Below are 21219 nucleotides of genomic sequence, written 5' to 3'. Positions count from 1 at the left end.
TCGCTGGTAGGATCCTTCACTCATTCCCGTATGAAATCATCATGCCGCTGCCGCTGATTTATCACGAAGACTACAGCCCCGAGTTCCCGGCGGATCACCGCTTCCCCATGGACAAGTTCCGCCTGCTGCGTGACCACCTGGTGGACAGTGGCTTGACCCGCGACGCCGACCTGCTGCGCCCACAGCTTTGCCCGCCAGAGATTCTCGCCCTCGCCCATGACCCTTCGTATATCGAACGCTACATGGGCGGCGAATTGTCACGCGAGGATCAACGACGCCTCGGCCTGCCCTGGAGCGAAGCGCTTGCCCGGCGTACGGTGCGGGCAGTCGGTGGCTCGTTGCTGGCGGCCGAGCAGGCGCTGGAGCATGGCCTTGCCTGTCACTTGGCCGGCGGCACCCATCACGCCCACTACGACCACCCGGCCGGGTTCTGCATCTTCAATGACTTGGCGGTGATCAGTCATTTCCTGCTGGAAAGCGGTCGGGTCAACCGAGTGCTGATTTTCGACTGCGATGTGCATCAGGGCGACGGGACTGCACGCATCCTGCACAACACACCGGAGGCGGTGACCGTTTCCCTGCATTGCGAGAAGAATTTTCCCGCACGCAAAGCCGAAAGCGATTGGGACATTCCGCTCCCCAATGGCATGGGCGATGCCGATTACCTGAAGGTGGTGGATGACGCGCTCAATTATTTGCTGCCGCTCTATCAACCGGATCTGGTGCTCTACGACGCCGGTGTCGATGTGCATAAGGACGACGCCCTCGGTTACCTGAAGCTGACAGACGAAGGCGTCGCCGCCCGCGATGAAGCCGTCATGCGTCATTGCCTGGGTCGCGACATACCGGTAGTCGGCGTGATCGGCGGCGGCTACAGCAAGGATCGCAAGGCCCTCGCCCGCCGCCACGGCATCCTTCATCACAGTGCGCAGCGCGTCTGGCAGTCATCAGGCTGTCATTGAGTCGTGGATGCTTTACCCACAATGCCTGTGGAACTGCCTGTGGATAACCTGAGTGAAAGGGACTACAAGCCACGCGGAGCTTGGGCTACAGAACAGTGATCATTTTTTAATCACCTTTTAAATCATCTTCAACCCCCTGTGGGAGCGGGCTTGCCCGCGATGAGGCCGGCACGTTCAACATCCTCATTGACTGATAATCCGCAATCGCGGGCAAGCCCGCTCCCACAGTTATCGCGTACTGCTAGAATGCGCGGCTACTCCGCCACACCGCAGCTCTCATCATGACTCAGGCCAGCACTTCTCCCTCCTCCCAAGTCGCCATCATCGGCGGCGGCCCCGCCGGGCTGATGGCGGCTGAAGTGTTGAGCCGGGCCGGGATCAAGGTCGACCTGTACGACGGCATGCCCTCGGTTGGTCGGAAGTTTCTGCTCGCCGGCGTCGGCGGCATGAATATCACCCACTCCGAAGCCTACCCGGCGTTCCTCTCGCGCTACGCCGAACGCGCACCGCAGATTGCGCCGCTGCTGCGTAGCTTCGGCGCCGATGCGTTGTGCCAGTGGATACACGACCTGGGCATTGAAACCTTTGTCGGCAGCTCCGGCCGGGTGTTTCCCACCGACATGAAAGCCGCGCCACTGTTGCGCGCCTGGCTCAAGCGCTTGCGCGACAGTGGCGTAGTTATCCACACCCGCCACCGCTGGCTCGGCTGGAATGCCGATGGCAGCTTGAAAGTGTCGAGTCCCGAAGGTGAAAAAACCTTGACGCCTGACGCAACCTTGCTCGCCCTCGGCGGCGGTAGTTGGGCGCGTCTGGGTTCGGACGGCGCGTGGATGTTGCCACTGGAGCAACGCGGCGTAGGACTTGCTCCCTTGCAACCAAGTAATTGCGGCTTCGAGGTGCAGGCCTGGAGCGAATTGATGGTCAGCAAATTCGCCGGAGCACCGCTGAAAAACATCGCCATCGGCCTCAACGACGACGTGCCGCGACTCGGTGAATGCGTGATCACTGCCACGGGTATTGAAGGCAGTTTGATCTACGCGCTGTCGGCACCCATCCGCGAGGCGATCAACCAGCACGGTTCGGCAACCATTCACCTGGACCTGCTGCCGGGCCGGCCTGTGGATAAAATCCAGGCTGCATTGAGCAAACCGCGCGGTTCACGTTCGATGGCCAAGCATCTGCACAGTCAGTTGGGGATAGACGGGGTGAAAGCGGCGCTGTTGCGAGAGCTGACATCGGCCGAGACCTTTAGCGACCTGTCATTGCTGGCCAAGGCGATCAAGGCGCTGCCCCTGACACTGGTGAAAACCCGTCCACTGGACGAGGCCATCAGCAGCGCTGGCGGTGTGTTGTTCGAAGCAATGGATGAGCGCTTGATGCTCAAGCAATTGCCGGGGGTTTTCTGCGCAGGGGAAATGCTTGATTGGGAGGCGCCAACGGGCGGCTATCTGCTGACCGCGTGTTTTGCCAGTGGGCGTGCGGCGGGAATGGGGATGGTGGAGTGGTTGCGACGCAAGGGCTGAAAACCGAGTCGTCCCCATCGCCAGCAGGCTAGCTCCCACAGGGGATTTGCGTCGTTCACAAAAACCTGTGGGAGCCAGCCTGCTGGCGATGACGACCTACTAGACGCCGCCGCTAATCAAGGTTTGCGCTTACGCGGCCCAGTATTGAACACCGGCACTTTTCGCACAGGCTTGACCGAAGGTTCCGCCGGCGCAACTTCACCGCTATCAACCCATTTACCCAGATTGCGTTTGCCGCCACCACCCGAAGCCTTCGGCTTCTTCGGTTTTTTCGGCTTCTTGACGACCTGCCCACTGGCATCGGTATCCGGCACTCGGTGCTCAGGCTCGAAGTCAGGTTCGTTCTGACGCTTCAACGTCTGACGGGTCAACATCTCGATGGCCGACAGAAGATTCACTTCATCCGCGCAAACCAGCGAAATGGCCTCGCCGGTCGAGCCCGCACGGCCGGTACGACCGATGCGGTGGATGTAGTCCTCGGCCACGATCGGCAAGTCGAAATTGACCACCAGCGGCAAGTCTTCGATGTCCAGGCCACGAGCCGCCACGTCAGTGGCGACCAGGATCTGCACTTCACTCGCCTTGAAACGGTCCAGCGCACGCTGACGGGTCGCCTGCGGTTTGTCGCCGTGGATGCCGTCGGCATTGATGCCCAGGCCCTGAAGTTTTTCCACCAGCGCATCCACGCCGTTGCGGGTTTTGGCGAACACCAGCACCTGCTTCCACTTGCCCTTGCGCATCAGGTGCACGAACAGTTCCGGCTTGCGCTTCTTGTCCACCGTCACGATCCATTGCTTGACGGTGTTGGCAGCGACGTTGCGCGGGCTGACTTCGACTGTCAGCGGGTCGTTGAGCATCTGCCCGGCCAGCAGGCGGATCTCGTCGGAGAAGGTCGCGGAGAACAGCAGCGTCTGACGTTTCTTCGGCAGCGCGCGGTAAATGTTCGCCAGCTCCTCGGAAAAACCCAGGTCGAGCATGCGGTCGGCTTCGTCCAGCACCAGGGTTTGCAACTGGTTGAACTTCAGCGCGTTCTGGCGGAACAGATCGAGCAAACGGCCCGGGGTCGCCACCAGCAAATCGACGCCGCTGCGCAGCTTCATCATTTGCGGGTTGATGCTGACGCCGCCGTACACCGCGTACGTGCGCAACGGCAGGTTCTCGGCGTACTGGCGCACGGCTTCGTGAACCTGCTCGGCCAGTTCACGGGTCGGCACCAGGATCAGCGCACGCACCGAGTTGGCGGTGACTTTCGGCCCTTCCATCGCCAGCAATTGCAGAAGCGGCAGGGCGAAACCGGCGGTCTTGCCGGTGCCGGTCTGGGCGGCGGCCATCAGGTCGCGACCGGCCAGCACCGCGGGAATGGCTTGCGCCTGAACCGGCGTCGGAGTCTGGTAGCCGAGCGTCTCGAGGGAGCGCAGCAAGGGTTCGATCAGGCCAAGGGTGGCGAAAGTCATGGGAATACCGTAGGAAAATTCAGCGCGGTTGTGCGAAGCAAGTGTGCAAAAAAGATGCAATGCCGCGCAGTTTACCCTAATTCACACGGGATTCTGTCGGCACCACCTTCACCGTCGGTAGCGCCGGAGCACGGCGCCACTGCGGCAGGCCGATCAACACCACGGCGCTGATGATCACCGCCATCGCCAAAGCTTCTTCGATACCGATGGTCTCGCCGACGAACGCGATCCCCAGCAACACCGCCACCGCCGGGTTGACGTAGGCATAACTGGTGGCCGCCGCCGGGCGCACGTGTTTCAACAAGTACATGTAGGCGTTGAAGGCGATGATCGAACCGAACACGGTCAGGTACGCGAGTGCGGCCCAGCCTTCGATCGGCGGCACCTTTTCCAGGTGTTCACCGCTGACCGCGCTGGCAATCAGCAACACGACGCCGCCCACCAGCATCTCCACGGCACTGGCCATTGCCCCTTGGGGCAGCGGCAAGTGTTTGCTCCACACAGAACCGAACGCCCAGGTGGCCGCCGCAAAAATCAGCAACGCCGCCCCCAACGGGCTCGATTGCAGGTTGGAGCCGAGGTTGAGCATGGCAATGCCGATCAACCCGAGCACAATCCCCGCCCATTCGAGACGAGTATTACGCGCACCCCAGAAATATCCGCAGAGCAAGGTAAACAACGGCACCGTCGCCACGGCCAACGCCGCCACTCCAGAAGCCACACCGGTGTGCTCAGCCACGCTGACCGCACCGTTGCCACAGGCCAGCAACAAAATCCCGATGATCCCGGCGGCTTTCCACTGCGCCCAGGTCGGTGCCGGCGCGCCACGCCAGCGCAGGAAGGCGTACATCAAGGTCCCGGCAATCACGAAACGGATGCCCGCCAGCAGCAACGGCGGCCAGTACTCCACGCCGATACGGATCACTAGGTAAGTCGACCCCCAAATCACATACAAGGCGAAGAAGGCAGCGATCAAGGGCAAGGGAAAGCGACGAAGGCCGGACATGGGGGCAGCTCACAGGCAAGTACAAGTGAACGGCTATTCTAGAAAGGCCAGCGCCGGAAAATAAGTTACAAAACCTGTTTAAACCGCCAGTACACTTTTCAAAGCACGGAGTTCAGCGCTATATACCGTGTTTTCGAAAGTCGGCCATTTTCAGGAGTTCCCCCGATGGATAAGTACGACCGCATGCTGCTCAGCGCCCTGCTGGAAAACGGTCGCGCGTCCTACGCCGACCTCGCGCGCAAGGTCAACCTGTCCGCCCCGGCCGTGGCCGAACGCGTGGCCAAGCTCGAAGCCAGCGGCGTGATCACCGGTTATCAGGCAAAAGTCGACATGGCCAAGCTCGGACTGCCGATCCAGTGCGTCATCGAACTGCGCCTGAACCAGCACGGCAATCAGAAAGCCTACGACGACCTGATCAAAATCCCGCAGCTGACCGAATGCCACCGGGTGACCGGCGATCCGTGCGTGATCATGCAGGCGGCGGTGGGTTCGATGCCGGAGCTGGAAGAGTTGATCAACCGGATTGCCACGTTTGGGTTCAGCAAGACGTCGATTGTGTTGTCTAGCGCCATCGAAAAGCGCGTGCCGTTGGGCCACATCGAAAGCAACGGCAAATAACGTCCTACAGGATTAGCGATAGCGCTGGAGGTGCTCGGTTACTTTGGCCGCCGGCACTTTCTGCAGCTTGCACAGCAAATCATGGGACAGCTCGCGCAAGCCATGTTTGTGCCGCAGCTCTTCAGCCAGATGCGCCGTCAGGTTGGCTGCCATCTCGGCATCCGCCATCGCCCGGTGAGCCTTGCCGGTGTGCGGCAAGTTGGCAAACGTGGTGAGGGTGCCGAGTTTGTGGTTCGGCGCCGCAGGCATCAGGCGGCGGGCCAACAGTAGCGAACAGGCAAAGTTTTGCAGGCGGGTGCGTTTGATCCGGCCGAGTTCGAAGTCCCAGAACTTCTGGTCGAACGCAGCGTTATGCGCCAGCAACGGCGTGATGCCGACGAACTCATTCACTTCGTTCATCACCTGCTCCGCCGACGGTGCGGTGCGCAACATGGCGTTGCTGATGCCGGTGAGTTGTTCGATGAAGGCCGGGACGCGCACGCCGGCGTTCATCAGGCTCTGGTAACGCTCGACGATGCGCCCCTGTTCAAGGATCACCACGGCAATTTCCGTGGCCCGGCAGCTGCTGCTCGGGGAGATCCCGGTGGTTTCAAAGTCGATGACTGCGATGCGTTCCAAACCTGTTTCAACTCCGTAAAAATCAATTCTTGAGCAGCAAGGCGCCTTCGATCGGCACGTAGCGGCTGGCGGCGCGGATCAGCGAATTGGCGGTCAGGCCCGGTACGCCATAGGCCACCGCTTGTACGCCGTGCTTGCTGATGATGCGTTCCAGCAGCATGTCGAAATCACCGTCACCGGAAGCCAACACCACTTCGTCGACGTGGTCGGCGGCGTCCATGATGTCGAGGGTGATGCCCACGTCCCAGTCGCCCTTGGCCGAGCCGTCGCTGCGCTGGATGTACGGTTTGAGCTTCACGGTGAAACCGAGGTTGCGCAGGATCTGCTGGAACTGCTGCTGCTTGCTGTCACCACGGTCGATCGCGTAGGCGTAGGCCTCGACGATCTCGCCCTGTTTGCTGACATCAGCCCACAGCGCGGCGTAGTTGAAGTGACAACCATAGGCCTGACGCACGGTGTAATAGAGGTTCTGGACATCGGCGAACACTGCGATTTTTTTCACCGGAGTTCCTCAAGGCTGACTCAGGCACCAGGCCCGAAAAGTCGCCCAGTATGCCAGCCTGAAGGAGGGTTCCGCGAATAATCGGCCGCAAGCGCTTGGGCAGCCCAGACGAATGGCACTATGAAATGAAAACCCGTGGCGAGGGAGCTTGCTCCCGCTGGGCTGCGTAGCAGACCCGCTTCTTTCTAAACACAGAGCAGGATGCCGCTTCGCGACCCAGCGCGAACAAGCTCGCTCGCCACAGGTTCGGGGTTTTCAGACGTAGGAGTCGTCGTCTCCGCCAAAGAACGATGAGCTGTCATCGCTGTAGTTGGCGTCAGCAAAACCGCCCTGGTCATTGCCGTAGGAATCGTTACCGGCCATGCGCTGGTCGTCGCCCCAGCCGTTGTTGCTCTGGTCGTTGACCTGGGCCGGTTCTTCCTTGATGACTTCGACGATTTCTTCCGGTTGCTGATTGTGATGGAACAGGCTGCTGATGCCTTGTGCCAGCATCACGCCACCCGCGACGCCGGCCGCGGTTTTCAGCGCGCCACCGAGGAAACTGCTGCCCGCCGCTGCCTGCTGTTGCGGTGCGTAGTTTTGCTGCGGCGTGCCGAAGTTTTGCTGGGGCGGCTGCGAGTTGAATGCCGGACGCGCCGGCTCACGCCAGCCGCCACCGCTCGACACCGGCGCACTTTGCGCGGGCGCAGGTTGCGGATCACGATTGCCGCCACCAAAGATGCTCGACAGGAAACCACCGCCACTCGGCGCCGGAGCCGGCGCCGCTTGCGCCTTGGCCTGTTGCAGGTCGGCCTGCAATTGCCGGACTTGCGCGGTCAGTTGCTTGTTCTGTTCATCAAGGCTCTTGATCGCCGCCTCTTGCACCAGAATCGCCTGGGTCATGAAATAACCTGCCGCCGGCTGGCGTGTCAGGTGTTCCTTGATCCGCGCCTCGGCCTGGGCGTCGCGCGGGGCTGAGTCCGTTTCGGCCTGTTGCAGCCGGGAAAACAGTCCATCGATCAGGGTTTGTTCTTCGCTGTTCATGGCGACCTCGTAGATTGCCGGGGAAATCGTTGCCTTTATCCACAGAGGATAAGGTGCCCGACCTTAATGGAGGCTGAAACAAGTCGTTTCAATGTCCTTTACCGAACGTTTACGTTTGCGCCCTCCCTCACATCATCGGTTAAAGTGGGCCACTGCTTTCCACCTGCGATACCGACTGATGAATCCGTTAGATGTGCTGCGTGACTCCCTTTATTTCTTCAAGCGCAATCTGGGCCAGATCGTGCAGCTGTGCCTGCCGCTGGTGATTTTCGAGGCGCTGTTGCAGCTAGTGGTCGACCGCTCCACCGAGCCGGACAGTTTTCCCGGTATCAGCGTGATGGTCGGCCTGCTGGTTTATCCGCTGTACACCGCCGCGCTGATTCTGTTTCTCGACGCCCGCAGCCGTGGCGAATCGCCGAGCACTCGCGCCCTGCTGTCGAGGTCCGCTTACCTGTGGCCGCGCTTCGCCGTGCTGACGGCGCTCAATACCTTGCTGATTCTGCTCGGCCTGTCGCTGTACTTCCTGCCGGGTATCTACCTGATGGTGACCCTGGCGTTCGGCGAATACCTGTTGGTGTTGCGTGGCCTAGCCCCGCTGGCGGCAATGAAGGAAAGCCTGCGCCTGACCCGTGGGCATTTCCTGCGCATCCTGGTGTGCATCCTGTGTGTGATGGCGCCTTTGTGGCTGCTCAAGGGCGCGACGCTGGCGGTCTACCCCGAGCCGCAAAACCCGGTGGTCTCGCTGTTGATCGACAGTGCCCACAGCTTCCTGCAACTGTTCACCAGCGTGGTGCTGTTCCGGCTGTTCATGCTGATCAGCGAAGTACCGGAAAAAATCGATGGGCCACGTTGACCGTGGGCGACCGCCCGTCAGTCGGGTATGCTCGGGGTCAACTTTCGTAACGCTATAAGCCGAGCCATGACCCGACTACTGCGCTACACCCTGCTGGGATCGTTGATCGTCATCGGCCTGATCGTCGTGATGATCTACAGCCTGACCTGGCGCCCCGACGCCAAGGAAGTGTTGCCGGTCAGTTGCAGCACTCAGGCACCGACCCTGGCTCCCGGCCAGGCGCTGAAAGTCATGACCTGGAACGTCCAGTACCTGGCGGGCAAGCGTTACGTGTTCTGGAATGACCTGGCGGCCGGAACCGATGAATCCCCCACGACGGAAGACATGGCTTTCAGCCTCGATGAAGTGGCGCGCGTGATTCGCGATGAGGAGCCGGACGTCGTGCTGTTGCAGGAGCTCGATGACGGCGCCAAGGCCAGCGCTTATCAGAACCAGCTCAAATTGCTCCAGGAACGGGTCGCCGATCTTTACCCCTGCAGCACCCATGCCTTCGACTGGAAAGCCGACTTCGTCCCTGACCTGCACATCTTCGGCAGCGTCGGCCGGCAACTGGCGACCCTCAGCCGCTACCAGATCGAACACGCCGAACGCCTGCAACTGCCAGTCATCCAGGGCAACCTCGTCAGCCGCCAGTTCAGCCCGAGAAACGCCTTGCTGGTCACTTACCTGCCATTGAGCGACGGCGGCCAGATGGCCATTCTCAACACCCATCTGGACCGCGTAGCGCAACCTGACGATAGCGTGAACAGGCAAATCTCGGCCGTGGCCAGGTTCCTCGACAAATTTGAAAGCCGTGGCACGCAGTGGTTGATCGGCGGCGATTTCAATTTGCTGCCGCTGGGGCAATTTCAGCGCCTGCCCGACGAACAACGCACGCCCTACTCCGCCGACAGCGCGCTGCATCTGCTGTGGGACAAATACCCGATGATCCCCACCAACAACGAAGCCGGCGGAGCCGACCGCGCGCGCTGGCTGACCCATTACCCGAACGATCCGGGTGTGAGCGGCCCGGACCGCACGGTCGACTACCTGTTCTACAGCCCGCGCATCAAACGGGTCGAGGCAACGGTGAGACAGGACGATACCTTGCGCATCTCCGATCATCTGCCGGTGATTGCGCGGTTCCTCCTGCCCGCCGCGCCATAACCCGCCGGACACAAAACCTGTAGGAGCTGTCGAGTGAAACGAGGCTGCGATCTTTTGATCTTGATCTTAATAATCAAAGTCAAAAGATCGCAGCCTCGCTTCGCGAGACAGCTCCTACAAGTCAGTCTTTTTTCCAGTCGTCCGGGATGACCGCGATCACGTCGATTTCCATCAGCCATTGCGGTTGGCCGAGCCCGGAGATGACCAGGCCGGTGGAGATCGGGAACACGCCCTTCAACCACTTGCCCACCACTTGATACACCGGCTCGCGGTAGCGCGGGTCAATGATGTAGGTGGTGGTTTTGACGATATGGGACAGATCGCTGCCCGCCTCTTCCAGAAGCTGTTTGACGTTTTTCATCGCCTGTTCCGCTTGCGCGCCCGGATCACCAAGGCCCACCAGGTTGCCGTCGAAATCGGTGCCGATCTGGCCGCGTACATACACCGTGTTGCCAGCGCGTACGGCTTGGCAAAGATCGTTATCAAGCGACTGATTGGGATAGGTGTCTTTGGTATTGAACATGCGAATTCGCGTGTGAGTAGGCATCAACTGACTCCCCTGAAACTTGATTGATAAGGTTATGGGAATGGCCGGCAGGCCATTCCTTCGATCGATTCTCAGCGCTGCGATGGGTCGCGGTATTCCAGGTACTGGCGCTGGGTCGCGATGTGCCCGGCGACGTGTTTGGCGTCGTGCCAAACGCCCCAGATAAAGCTCGAACCCCGGCGCGACAGCCACGGCAGACCGACGAAATAAACCCCGGGCTCGCTCGACACGCCACGTTGATGACGAGGCTTACCCTTGTCGTCGAAGGCGTCGACTTGTAGCCAGCTGTAATCGACTGCATAGCCGGTGGCCCAAATGATCGAGGTGATACCCGCTTCCGCCAGATCCAGTTCAAGAATCGGGTTTGTAACGCAGTCAGGATCAGGAAGGGTGAAGCGAGCTTCGGGCTCTTCCGGCAGGTCGAGGCCGTTGCGCGCCACGTAGGCATCTGCGGCATCCAGCAGCGACAGGTAATTCTCGTCTCCGGCAGCGATGTTGCGCGCGAGGTCCTGCTGGAACGTCACCACGCCGTCGTTGAACGACTGGGTCAGCCCCACCAGTTTGACGCCTTGCTGGGCCAGCACTCTGAAATCCACGGTCTGCCCGCCACGCGCGCCGCTCACCGCAATAGTGACGTGCTCACGACCCGGCTCCATGGTTTCCAGATCCCACAGCCCCAGAACCCCGAGCCACCAGCAGAAGTCACGGTTGCGATAGGCGCGAGGCGGACGGTCATGCTGGCCGACCGAAAGATAAACCTGTTTACCGGCGCGCTGTAACTCATCAGCGATCTGCACCCCGGAAGAGCCTGCGCCTACCACCAGCACGCCGCCCTCGGGCAGTTGCTGCGGGTTGAAATATTGAGCCGAGTGAATCTGCGTGATCGTGCTGTCTTTCGGCGCAATCGGTGGGATGACCGGGCGCTGGAAAGGGCCGGTCGCGGCCACCACGCGATTGGCCTGAATCACGCCTTCGGAGGTTTCGATGGTGAAGCCTGGGCGATCGGCGTTGCGTACAACCTTTTTGACTTCTACACCGGTACGAATCGGCGCTTCGAATTTCTCGGCATAGGCTTCGAAATAAGCCGCCACCTGATCTTTTGAGGCGAAGGCATCCGGTTCCAGGTCTTCGAAAGACAATCCGGGAAAGCGGTCGTGCCAGACCGGGCCGTTGGCAACCAACGAATCCCAGCGCCCGGTGCGCCACGCTTCTGCGATGCGGTTACGCTCAAGGACGAGATGCGGCACACCGAGTTTGCTCAGGTGCTCGCTCATGGCGACGCCAGCCTGGCCGGCACCGACAACAAGCGTATCTATTTCTATCTTTTTATCATTCATGCTTGTGTCCTTCAGAGAGGCGACTATGGCGCGACATGTCGCGACAGTTCTGCTGTTTGAATAATTAATTCCGCGTAAACAACTTTGCAGGCGGGGTAGTTTTATTGTGCTTAGCGAATGCCAAGAACGAAATTATGATTTTTGTAGTTGCTGCCCATGAAAAAACTAACCAACAACTAAGTTCGGTACTTTCTGGATAAACACAGTCACTGTAGGAGCGAGCCTGCTCGCGATGAACTTGAAAGCACCGCATTCATTCATGCAATACGCATTATCGTTAACGACCATCGCGAGCAGGCTCGCTCCTACAGTAATGGAGCGAGCCTGCTCGTTATTTAGAGCACGTCGATTTCTTTAGCGGTTCTATCGACGGCAATTTTAGTCTTACCAACCAATTCATCAATTTCAGCGCGGGTCGCGATCAATGCCGGTGCCATGATCATGCGGCCAAGCGTCGAGCGAATAATCACGCCCTCTTCAAAGCCAATCGTGCGGCAACGCCAGGCGATGTCGCCTTCGTTGGCGAAGCGCTTGCGGGTCGCCTTGTCCTCGGCAAACTGCAACGCCGCGACCAGGCCGACACCCTGAATCTCACCCACCAGCGGGTGATTGCCAAACACCTCGCGCAGGCACTGCTGAAAGTACGGGCCAGTGTCGCTCTTCACTTGGCTGACCACGCCCTCATCGCGCAACGCCGTGAGGTTGGCAATCGCCACGGCCGCCGCCACCGGGTGACCGGAATAGGTCAGGCCGTGGGCAAACACACCGCCCTGCTCGACCAGCACTTCGGCCATGCGCCGACTCAGAATCAGTCCGCCCATGGGGATGTAACCCGACGTCAGGCCCTTGGCGATCGACAGGGTGTCCGGCTCGAAATCAAAGTGCTGGTGCGCGAACCACTCGCCGGTGCGTCCGAAGCCACCGATCACTTCGTCAGCACACAACAGCACGTCATACTTGCGGCAGATTCGCTGGATTTCCGGCCAGTAGCTCTCTGGCGGGAAGATCATGCCGCCAGCGCCCTGGAACGGTTCGGCGATGAAGGCAGCGACGTTCTCCGCGCCCAGTTCGAGAATCTTGCTTTCCAGTTGTTGAGCGGCGCGCAGGCCGAATTCGGCGGGCGTCAGATCACCTTCATGGCCGAACCAGTAGGGTTCATCGATGTGCGCGACGTCAGGAATCACCCCGCCCATTTCGTGCATGAACTTCATCCCGCCCATCGCGCTGGCCGCCAGGGTAGAGCCGTGGTATCCGTTCCAGCGACCGATCATGACCTTCTTCTGCGGCTTGCCGAGCACCTGCCAGTAACGGCGCACAGTGCGGATCAGCACCTCGTTGGCCTCGGAGCCGGAGTTGGTGTAGATCGCGTGGCTGTAGTGCTTGGGCAGCAAGCTGAACAGCAGTTCGGAAAGCTCGACCACGGCCGGGTGAGTGGTGTGGAAGAACATGTTGTAGTACGGCAACTGTTCCAGCTGACGGGTCGCCGCTGCGGCGAGATCCTTGCGCCCATAACCGAGGTTGGTGCACCACAAACCGGACATGCCATCGAGGTAACGATTGCCGTCGTTGTCCCACAGATGCAGACGGTCGCCACCGACGATCACGCGCGGCCCCTCTTCGTTCAACGCCTTCTGATCGAGGAATGCGTGAATGTGGTGGGCGGCGTCGGCCGCTTGATAGTCCTTGGTTTCGCGCTGGGGTTTGTAGTCAGTTGTCATCTCTTATTCTCCTGAATTGAATAAAGGTTCAGTTCCCGGACACCGTGGCGATCGGTGTCATCTTCGGCACGTCGTTGCCCTGGGATTGGTTTTGAATGAGTGGCTCTGGCGTGAACAGTGGTTTGCGCATCACGAACTTGACCCACACCACGGCAATCACCGATATCACGCCCAGCACCACACCGGCGCAACCGAAAATGCTGGCGGTCATCTCTGGCGTTGGCGACACGTGGTAGATCGCAAACAGCATGCCCAGAATGCCGACGACCTGTGGCCATGGATAAAACGGTGAGCGGAATGGACGGGCCAGATGGGGATAGCGCCGGCGCAAGGCGATTACATCGATGTGCACGATGATGTAGGCCAGTAACCAGGCGAGCGCGGCGGCTAACAGCAGCAAGCTGATCGCGGCAGCGTCGTGCCCCAGAATGAGGATCGGCAGGCCGGTGATCGCTGCAACGAACAACACCGCCACCCACGGCGTACGACCACGCGCCGTAAGCTTCTTGAATTGCGGAAATGCCTGACCATTTTGCGCCATGCCGTAGAGCATGCGCGGCAAGGCCGCCAAGGACGAATTCACGGTGCTGCAAGTCGCGGTAATGGCCGCTACCACCAGGAACAACTTGCCGGCCTCACCGAAAACCGTGGTGGCCAGCAGGTAATGAGGCAAGGCATCACTGGCCAATTGCTCACGCGGGATGCACAGCAAAGCGCCGAAGCAATACAAGGCAATCACGCCGAAAATCACCGTCAAGCCAATGGTCATCGAGCGTGGAATATTGCGCTCCGGATTGCGGGTTTCTTCCACCAGCGGGCAGACGAATTCCGCCCCGACAAAACCCCAGACAGCCATGGCCGCCAAGGTGATTGCGCCGAACTCCAGCGGGTTCCAGCCCTGATCCAGCGGCAGTTGCAAACTCGCCTGGCCGTTACTCAGTGACGCCAGGCCCATGGCGACGAGTATCACCACCATCACCAGCGCCAGCACATTCTGCAGTTTGGCGAAGACATCAATGCCGAACAGGTTCAAAACGGTGAACAACCCCAGCAAGCCGTAGGCCACCACCATGTGCGGAATGACATCGGGATAGACCTTGCTGATCACCAGATCCAGCAACAGCAGTTCGGCGGACAGCGCAAACATCGCCACCACCATGTAGCCCGAGAAGGTCGCGAGAATCGCCGGGAAATGCCCGATCGCCACTTCGGTGTAACTGCTGAGGCTGCCCGCCCGCGGGATCATCAAGGCCAGCTCGGAAAACGACCAGGCATAAGTGATCGCCAACACATAGGCGATGGCCAGCGGAATGATAAAACCGAAACCGGCGATGCCCGCGCCTTGCAGCATCAGCACCATCACGCCTTGCGACACCACGACGCCCACCGCAACGGCCAGCAACGAGCCCAGCCCCAGGACCCGGCGCAAACCACCGGACGGCGCCTGGATGGACGCGGTTGTACTTGAACTCATGACAAACTCCCCGTGTTTTCTTGTTGTTGATCGCCTTCGCGTGGAAGGCAGGGATAAACATCGCGACTCATCCTTGAGTGGCGATTGATGAGAGCAGCGGCTTAGCGGGCCGCCCAGGCGTTGAAACGTTCCTCCAACTCTTCGCCGTGATCGACCCAGAACGTGGCATCCACCAGTTGGCCTTCAGACAAATTGGCTTGAGCCGTGGGCAGTTGGGCGAGCGTGTCGGCCGGTAGTTGCGCCAGCACGTCCTTGCGGATCGGACCGTAAGGAATCTGCGTGGAGAAAGATTTCTGGCCGCTCGCCTGGCTGGCAAACACGATGAAACGCTCGGCCAGCGCCTTGTTCGGACTGCCGCGCACGATGGCCCAGTGATCAGGATCGTAGAGGTGACCGTTCCAAGAGATGGCCAGTTTCGAACCTTCCTTTTGCGCCACGGCAATCCGGCCGTTGTAGGCGGCCGACATCACGACGTCACCGGCCGCGAGCCATTGCGGCGGCTGGGCGCCGGCTTCCCACCACTGGATCGATGGCTTGATCTGGTCGAGCTTGTGAAACGCCCGGTCCACGCCTTCCTTGGTGCCCAGCACTTTGTACAGGTCATCCTGTTTGACCCCGTCGGCGAGCAGCGCCACTTCCAGCGTGTATTTGGCGCCTTTGCGCAGGCCGCGCTTGCCGGGGAATTGCTGCAGGTTCCACATGTCCGCCCAGGACGTGGGCGCTGCGCTGACCTTGTTCGAGTTGTAGGCGAGCACCATCGACCACACGTAACTGGCCACGCCGCACTCGCTGACCGCGCCCGGCAAATAGTTTTTTGAATCGCCGATCAGCGCCGGGTCCAGCCGCTCAAACAATCCCTCTTCACAGCCACGCAGCAGCTCAGGGCTTTCCACTTCGACCACGTCCCAGCTGACCTGGCCGACATCGACCATGGCTTTGACTTTGGACAGTTCTCCGCTGTACTCGCCGACCACCACTTTGCCAGCACCACTTTGTTCGAAGGGTTTGAAGTAAGCCCCCTCCTGCGCCGCCTTGGTCGCACCACCGAACGAAATAACCGTGAGACTTTCGGCCTGTGCAATAACCGGCACCGTACCGACCAGTAGCGCAGTTAAACCAGCCGCTGCTGTAACACTCGAAGTTGAATATTTGAACATGGAAGCTCCCTCACTTTTTAATTGTGATTAGTTACTGAGGCAGTCACGACCACGCGGCCGCAAGTACGCGCACTACAAGCCGCGCGAGAACATCTTTTTATTCTTTAACCGCACGCAAATAACGTGCGGCTATTCACTCAGGAAACACTCAACGCAATTGAAACCAGGTGGTTTTCAACTGGGTGTATTTATCAAACGAGTGCAACGACAGGTCCCGGCCGAAACCCGATTGCTTGCCACCACCGAACGGCACGCTGACATCGAGGGCGTCCACGGTATTCACCGAAACCGTGCCGGCCTTCAGTGCACGCGCCACTCGGTGTGCGCGATTCAGATCGTCGCTCCACACCGAAGCGGCCAGGCCATAGATGCTGTCGTTGGCCAGGCGCACCGCTTGTTCTTCGCTGTCGAAGGTGGAAATCGCCAGCACCGGCCCGAACACTTCTTCACGGGACAGGTGCGAGTCATGATCAACGTCGGCAAAAATGGTCGGCTCGATAAAGTTGTCGGAGCCGTTGAAGCTCAAGCGACGGCCACCGGTAAGCAGTCGGGCGCCGTCTTCGTGGGCGCGTTCGATCGCACTCATCACGCACGACGCCTGGGTCGAATCGACGATCGCGCCAGCCGGGCTTGCAGGGTTAAGTGGATCGCCGGGCATCCAGGCTTTGGCTTTCTCCAACAGACGCTCGATAAACTCATCTTTGACCGAGTTCTGCACATACAGCCGCGAGTTGGCCGAGCACACCTCGCCCTGATTGAAGAAGATGCCGAACGCCGCTTTCTCCGCCGCCAGATCAAGATCACGGCAATCATCGAACACCAGGCTCGGGCTCTTGCCGCCACACTCCAGCCACACCTGTTTGAGGTTCGATTGCGCGGCGTACTGCATGAAGTATTTGCCCACCTGAGTCGACCCGGTGAACACCAGGCAGTCGACGTCAGGATGCAAGCCCAGCGCCTTGCCGGCGGATTCGCCCAGCCCCGGCAGCACGTTCAGCACGCCCGGCGGCAAACCGGCTTCCAGCGCCAGTTCGGCCAGACGCAGCGCCGAGAACGGTGATTGCTCGGCAGGCTTGAGCACCACGCTGTTGCCGGCCGCCAGCGCCGGGGCAAGTTTCCAGGCAGCCATGTCGAGCGGGAAGTTCCACGGCACGACGGCCGCAACAACGCCCAGCGCTTCACGGGTGATGGTCGCCAGTGCCGATGACGCGGTCGGGGCGACCTGGTCGTACAGCTTGTCCAGCGACTCGCCGTACCAGGCGAACACATGGGCGGCACCGGGGACGTCGATGTTGTAGGCGTCCATCACTGGCTTACCCATGTTCAGCGAATCCAGCAGCGCGAGCTCTTCGCGGTGAGCCAGCACCAGCTCGGACAGACGCAGCATCACCCGCTTGCGCTCGACCGGTGCCATCCGTGCCCACGGGCCTTCGTTGAAAGCGCGACGCGCACTGCGCACGGCCAGTTCCACTTCCACTTCGCCACACGCGGCGACACGGGCAAGCAACTGATGGGTCGCCGGGTTGATCGAATCGAAGGTCGCGCCTGAAGCGGCAGCGACCTGCCGGCCATCGATCAAGGCTTTATCAGAGAAGGTTTGCCGGGCAGCTCGTTGCTGCCAATAGTCGAGGTCGAACACGCTACGCTCCCTTTACGACCGCCTGGGTGGTCGGGGTTGTTATCAGAGGTTGGAGAGATAGTGCGGCAACCGTACGCAGAGGAAAATTATTAAAAATGTGCTCGGGGTATAAGAAAAAACTGGGTAAGCGCTGCCCCAGTCCAGAACCCGCATAGGGTAAGGTTCAGTCAACAATCTGTGCGACGGCCATCCGGTCTTTCAGCGCAAAACAGTGCAAAACGAGGTGCGTGTGGCTTCCTATACATTGCGGCAACTCAAGTATTTCGTCACAACGGTAGAAGCCGGCAGCGTCGCCGAAGCCTCGCGACAGCTGTACATCGCGCAGCCTTCCGTTTCCACGGCGATCAAGAGTCTGGAAGAGTCATTCAACGTCCAACTGTTCATCCGCCACCACGCCCAGGGCGTTTCCCTGACGCCCACCGGCACGCGCTTCTACCACAAGGCGCAGGAACTGCTGCGGATGGCCCGGGAGTTTGAACAGAATGCGCTGGCGGATAACGACACGGTGTCCGGACAAATCGACATCGGCTGCTTCGAGACCGTCGCGCCGTTGTATTTGCCACAACTGATCGCCGGTTTTCGCAAGCTGTACCCGGGCGTGGACATCCGCATTCGCGATGGCGAACAACAAGAGCTGGTGCAAGGCCTGACCGCAGGCACTTTCGACGTGGCCTTCCTCTACGATCACGGGCTGGACGGCACCATCCAGACCACGCCGCTGATGCCACCGCAAAAGCCTTACATCCTGCTGCCTGAAGGCCACCGCTTTGCCGACCAGAAAGAAGTATCGCTGCGGGACCTGTGCAGCGAGCCGATGATTCTGCTCGATGTGCAGCCGAGCCGGACTTATTTCGTGAGCCTGTTCCACGAACTGGATCTGACGCCCAACATCGTGTTCAGCTCACCTTCGATCGAGATGGTGCGCGGCATGGTCGGCCAGGGTTTCGGCTTCTCGATCCTGGTCACCCGCCCGCACTCGGAATGCACCTACGATGGCAAGAAGGTGATCTCGGTGAACATCAAAGAACCGGTGACAATGTCCGGCCTGGCATCCGCCCACCTCAAACGCAGTCAACTGACCAAGCCTGCGCAGTTGTTCGTGGATTTCTGCCGTGAGCAACTGACCCAGAAAGTAGCAGAACCCCTGTAGGAGCGAGCCTGCTCGCGATGGTCGTTAACGATAACGCGTGTTTACTGGCTAAACGCGGCGCTCTTGAGCCCATCGCGAGCAAGCTCGCTCCTACAGTTAGATGTCGCCACACAGGTAGTCAGCCAATCGCACCAGCATCGCATCACAACCGCTCAACTGCTCCAGCGCAATAAACTCATCGGGCTTATGCCCCTGATCCATGCTCCCCGGCCCACACACCACCGTGGGAATCCCGGCCTGATCAAACAACCCGCCCTCAGTGCCAAACGCGACCGTTCCAAACTCTGATGAATTGCTCAACAGCGCCAGCAGCCGCGCCGCCTCACTCTCCGGCGGCGTCGCCAGCCCGGGGTAAGCGCTCAGTGGCCGCAATCGAATATCCGTGTCCGCCTGCACCGCGCGCATCTTCGGCAGTACATGTTCCTTGGCGTAGGTTTGGAGCTGGTCCGCAACGACTTGAGCATCAAAGTCCGGCAGCGCCCTGACTTCAAAATCGAACTCGCATTCAGCAGGAACAATATTCAACGCCCGGCCACCTTTGATCACACCCGTTTGCACCGTCGAAAACGGTGGATCAAATCGTTCGTCATGCTGATCAGGATGCGCGAGCCCGGCACCGATAACGCCCAACTGGCCAATCAACTGCGCGGCATATTCAATCGCGTTCACCCCGTACGGCGCATACGCCGAATGGCACGCGGCACCGCGCACCTCGCAGCGCATCGCCAACTTGCCCTTGTGACCCAGCACAGGTTTCAGCTCCGTCGGCTCGCCGATCAGGCACAGTCGGGGCTTGAACGGACGCTTCTCCAGCTCGGCGAGCATCGGCCTGACACCCAGGCAACCGACTTCTTCATCGTAGGAAAACGCCAGGTGCACCGGCCGCAGAAGCGGACGCTGCACAAAGCTCGGCACCGCCGCGAGCACCGAGGCAATAAACCCTTTCATGTCCGCCGTGCCGCGACCGTACAGGCGTCCATCCTTTTCCGTCAGCCGGAACGGATCGACCGTCCAGGCCTGCCCGTCAACCGGCACCACATCGGTGTGACCGGAGAGCACCACGCCACCGGAAATGAGCGGGCCGATAGTCGCGAACAGATTGGCCTTGGTCCCTTCTTCGTTGAAAAAGAGCTCGCTCTGAACGCCATGCCCGGCCAGATACGCCTCGATGAAACGAATCAATTCCAGGTTGGAATCGCGGCTGACGGTGGCGAAACCGATCAGGCGTTCCAGCAGGTCGCGGCTGGACGCCTCACTCATCGCCCGGCACTCCGTAGCTCGGCGCCGTCGTCGGGTTGAGTGCGCGCGTCAGGTAGTCCTGCATTTGTGGCTGATAGGCTTGCCAGAGGCCGTCAAGCTGTCCGATGGGATCTTCCTCGGCCCAGTCAACCCGCAAGTCGATGATCGGCCACGTATGGTCACCCACCACTTTCAGCGCGGCGGAATGAACCGGCCCTGCCTCGCCACCGGCCGCCATCGCCGCGTGCATGGCCGCCAGTAAACGGTCCGCCAACTGACCCGGCTCGGCCTCGAACGCCACGACCATGGCCTCGATGACCCGCACATCGCTGAGCAGGTTACCCGCCGCGACACACTGCTCGCCTTTCACCGCGTTGTGCACACCCAGCGACTCCTTGCCGCTGAACAGCGCAATCCGGCCCGACGCATCGATCACCGTCACTTGCCGGTACTGACTCCAGCCGTTGGACGTCAGCGCCCTGTCCAGCGCCGCTTCAGGTTCCAGATGCTGATGCTCCAGCAAGTCCAGGATCTGCGGCCCCAGCGCCGGCAGCGTAATGTTCTGCGTAGACACCGCACCGACACCCGCCCGCGCCCATGGGCAGCGAGCGCCAACCGCAATGCTTGAAGAGCTGATGGCAATACCGAGCTGCCCGGTTTCAGGGCAGCGTCCGATAATCGAGAACGTCATGACTCACTCCTTAAAATTCCAATGCACGCGCAACTGCATTCTGTGCATGCACTGGAATGGGAGAAAGCAGGTTTTTTGTGGCTTTGGGGAAGGAAAAAACTGGTCAGGCCTGTCGTGTTATTCAGGCGGATCAATCTGATCCAGCACGCGATTGGCCGTGATCTCCGCCAGCATCACGCTGTTGGAAATCCCTAGCAGGGCATTGCGTGAACCACCGTCCAGGTGATCGACCAATTGATGGACCATCACATCCACCGAGGCCAGCGTTTCGACCAGATACACCATAAGGGTTTCGGTCGTGGCTTCTGGGTCGACGGTGAACAGGGTGCTGACGGTACGCGGTGTAGCTTTGATGTCGGCGGTCGAGGGGAAGTGGAAGTTGAGGGCGCGTTCGGCGGCCTCGTTGAGTTTTTTGGAATCGGGGTCGTATGGGGATGCCGGATCGGTGTCTGGCGGGTTCGGTGTAGGTTTGAACATGGGCAATTAACCTCAAGTGAGGCCGTGACCATCTCGCGACTAAACGAAAGGGAGGCGGCTGTGCGCAAGTTAGTCGACCGGTAAA

At 60.2% G+C, this 21219-nt stretch carries 20 protein-coding genes; 6 read left to right on the top strand and 14 right to left on the bottom strand.

Annotated features, from left to right (window positions below):
• The first annotated feature begins 41 nt into the window (after window positions 1-41).
• Both NL64_RS11315 and NL64_RS11310 read left to right on the top strand, forming a co-directional pair.
• Window positions 42-962, top strand: a complete 921-nt coding sequence (locus NL64_RS11315; protein ID WP_034148173.1) for a histone deacetylase family protein — start codon at window positions 42-44, stop codon at window positions 960-962.
• A 281-nt stretch (window positions 963-1243) separates the two neighbouring features.
• Window positions 1244-2485, top strand: a complete 1242-nt coding sequence (locus tag NL64_RS11310) for a TIGR03862 family flavoprotein (RefSeq protein ID WP_034148172.1) — start codon at window positions 1244-1246, stop codon at window positions 2483-2485.
• A gap of 116 nt (window positions 2486-2601) precedes the next feature.
• On the opposite strand, the gene NL64_RS11305 is transcribed toward NL64_RS11310, so the two are convergent.
• Complete coding sequence (locus NL64_RS11305; RefSeq protein ID WP_034148171.1) at window positions 2602-3939, bottom strand: DEAD/DEAH box helicase; 1338 nt, start codon at window positions 3937-3939, stop codon at window positions 2602-2604.
• 76 nt (window positions 3940-4015) lie between these two features.
• Entirely contained in the window at window positions 4016-4945 is a 930-nt protein-coding gene (yedA, locus tag NL64_RS11300; RefSeq protein WP_034148170.1) for a drug/metabolite exporter YedA, read from the bottom strand.
• A 165-nt stretch (window positions 4946-5110) separates the two neighbouring features.
• On the opposite strand from yedA, the gene NL64_RS11295 reads away from it, so the two are divergent.
• Window positions 5111-5563 (top strand): Lrp/AsnC family transcriptional regulator, encoded by a 453-nt coding sequence (locus NL64_RS11295; protein WP_034148169.1) that lies wholly within the window; start codon window positions 5111-5113, stop codon window positions 5561-5563.
• A 12-nt stretch (window positions 5564-5575) separates the two neighbouring features.
• On the opposite strand, the gene NL64_RS11290 is transcribed toward NL64_RS11295, so the two are convergent.
• The 3 genes from NL64_RS11290 to NL64_RS11280 all read right to left on the bottom strand — a co-directional run bounded on the left by NL64_RS11290 (window position 5576) and on the right by NL64_RS11280 (window position 7706).
• Window positions 5576-6181 carry a 3'-5' exonuclease gene (locus NL64_RS11290; protein ID WP_034148168.1) on the bottom strand — a complete coding sequence of 202 codons (606 nt, stop codon included), beginning with the start codon at window positions 6179-6181 and terminating at the stop codon, window positions 5576-5578.
• Between the two features lie 22 nt (window positions 6182-6203).
• Window positions 6204-6683 (bottom strand): LabA-like NYN domain-containing protein, encoded by a 480-nt coding sequence (locus NL64_RS11285; RefSeq protein WP_034148167.1) that lies wholly within the window; start codon window positions 6681-6683, stop codon window positions 6204-6206.
• Window positions 6684-6938: 255 nt separating this feature from the next.
• Complete coding sequence (locus NL64_RS11280) at window positions 6939-7706, bottom strand: DUF2076 domain-containing protein (RefSeq protein ID WP_034148166.1); 768 nt, start codon at window positions 7704-7706, stop codon at window positions 6939-6941.
• Window positions 7707-7884: 178 nt separating this feature from the next.
• Here NL64_RS11280 and NL64_RS11275 point away from each other — a divergent pair, with 178 nt between their 5' ends.
• Window positions 7885-8559 (top strand): YciC family protein, encoded by a 675-nt coding sequence (locus NL64_RS11275; RefSeq protein WP_034148165.1) that lies wholly within the window; start codon window positions 7885-7887, stop codon window positions 8557-8559.
• 66 nt (window positions 8560-8625) lie between these two features.
• Window positions 8626-9705, top strand: coding sequence for an endonuclease/exonuclease/phosphatase family protein (locus NL64_RS11270; protein ID WP_034148164.1), 1080 nt, complete (start codon window positions 8626-8628; stop codon window positions 9703-9705).
• Window positions 9706-9826: 121 nt separating this feature from the next.
• On the opposite strand, the gene NL64_RS11265 is transcribed toward NL64_RS11270, so the two are convergent.
• The 6 genes from NL64_RS11265 to NL64_RS11240 all read right to left on the bottom strand — a co-directional run bounded on the left by NL64_RS11265 (window position 9827) and on the right by NL64_RS11240 (window position 17577).
• On the bottom strand, window positions 9827-10252 hold the full coding sequence (locus NL64_RS11265) for a RidA family protein (protein ID WP_034148163.1): 426 nt from the start codon (window positions 10250-10252) through the stop codon (window positions 9827-9829).
• A 71-nt stretch (window positions 10253-10323) separates the two neighbouring features.
• Window positions 10324-11589, bottom strand: a complete 1266-nt coding sequence (locus NL64_RS11260) for a flavin-containing monooxygenase (protein ID WP_034148162.1) — start codon at window positions 11587-11589, stop codon at window positions 10324-10326.
• 335 nt (window positions 11590-11924) lie between these two features.
• Window positions 11925-13307 carry an aspartate aminotransferase family protein gene (locus NL64_RS11255; RefSeq protein WP_034148161.1) on the bottom strand — a complete coding sequence of 461 codons (1383 nt, stop codon included), beginning with the start codon at window positions 13305-13307 and terminating at the stop codon, window positions 11925-11927.
• Window positions 13308-13335: 28 nt separating this feature from the next.
• On the bottom strand, window positions 13336-14781 hold the full coding sequence (locus NL64_RS11250) for an APC family permease (RefSeq protein WP_052321240.1): 1446 nt from the start codon (window positions 14779-14781) through the stop codon (window positions 13336-13338).
• A gap of 101 nt (window positions 14782-14882) precedes the next feature.
• Window positions 14883-15938: an ABC transporter substrate-binding protein gene (locus NL64_RS11245; protein ID WP_034148160.1), complete on the bottom strand. Its 1056-nt coding sequence runs from the start codon at window positions 15936-15938 to the stop codon at window positions 14883-14885.
• Window positions 15939-16086: 148 nt separating this feature from the next.
• The gene (locus NL64_RS11240) at window positions 16087-17577 is read right to left on the bottom strand and encodes an aldehyde dehydrogenase (RefSeq protein WP_034148159.1); all 1491 of its coding nucleotides are present in this window, start codon (window positions 17575-17577) and stop codon (window positions 16087-16089) included.
• A 229-nt stretch (window positions 17578-17806) separates the two neighbouring features.
• Here NL64_RS11240 and NL64_RS11235 point away from each other — a divergent pair, with 229 nt between their 5' ends.
• The gene (locus tag NL64_RS11235; protein WP_034148158.1) at window positions 17807-18727 is read left to right on the top strand and encodes a LysR family transcriptional regulator; all 921 of its coding nucleotides are present in this window, start codon (window positions 17807-17809) and stop codon (window positions 18725-18727) included.
• Between the two features lie 96 nt (window positions 18728-18823).
• Here the strand turns inward: NL64_RS11235 and argE are convergent, their stop codons facing one another.
• The 3 genes from argE to NL64_RS11220 all read right to left on the bottom strand — a co-directional run bounded on the left by argE (window position 18824) and on the right by NL64_RS11220 (window position 21134).
• Window positions 18824-19987 carry an acetylornithine deacetylase gene (gene argE, locus NL64_RS11230; protein WP_034148157.1) on the bottom strand — a complete coding sequence of 388 codons (1164 nt, stop codon included), beginning with the start codon at window positions 19985-19987 and terminating at the stop codon, window positions 18824-18826.
• Complete coding sequence (locus NL64_RS11225; protein ID WP_034148156.1) at window positions 19980-20657, bottom strand: DUF1028 domain-containing protein; 678 nt, start codon at window positions 20655-20657, stop codon at window positions 19980-19982. Before NL64_RS11225 ends, argE begins: the two co-directional genes overlap by 8 nt.
• 117 nt (window positions 20658-20774) lie before the next feature.
• Window positions 20775-21134 (bottom strand): DUF6124 family protein, encoded by a 360-nt coding sequence (locus NL64_RS11220; protein ID WP_034148155.1) that lies wholly within the window; start codon window positions 21132-21134, stop codon window positions 20775-20777.
• Between the last annotated feature and the right edge of the window lie 85 nt (window positions 21135-21219).

Origin of the sequence: Pseudomonas fluorescens, assembly GCF_000802965.1 — a bacterium.
GTDB lineage: Bacteria > Pseudomonadota > Gammaproteobacteria > Pseudomonadales > Pseudomonadaceae > Aquipseudomonas > Aquipseudomonas fluorescens_A.
The sequence above is the reverse complement of the archived record's forward strand: the minus strand, read 5'-3'. Positions and strand labels throughout refer to the sequence as shown.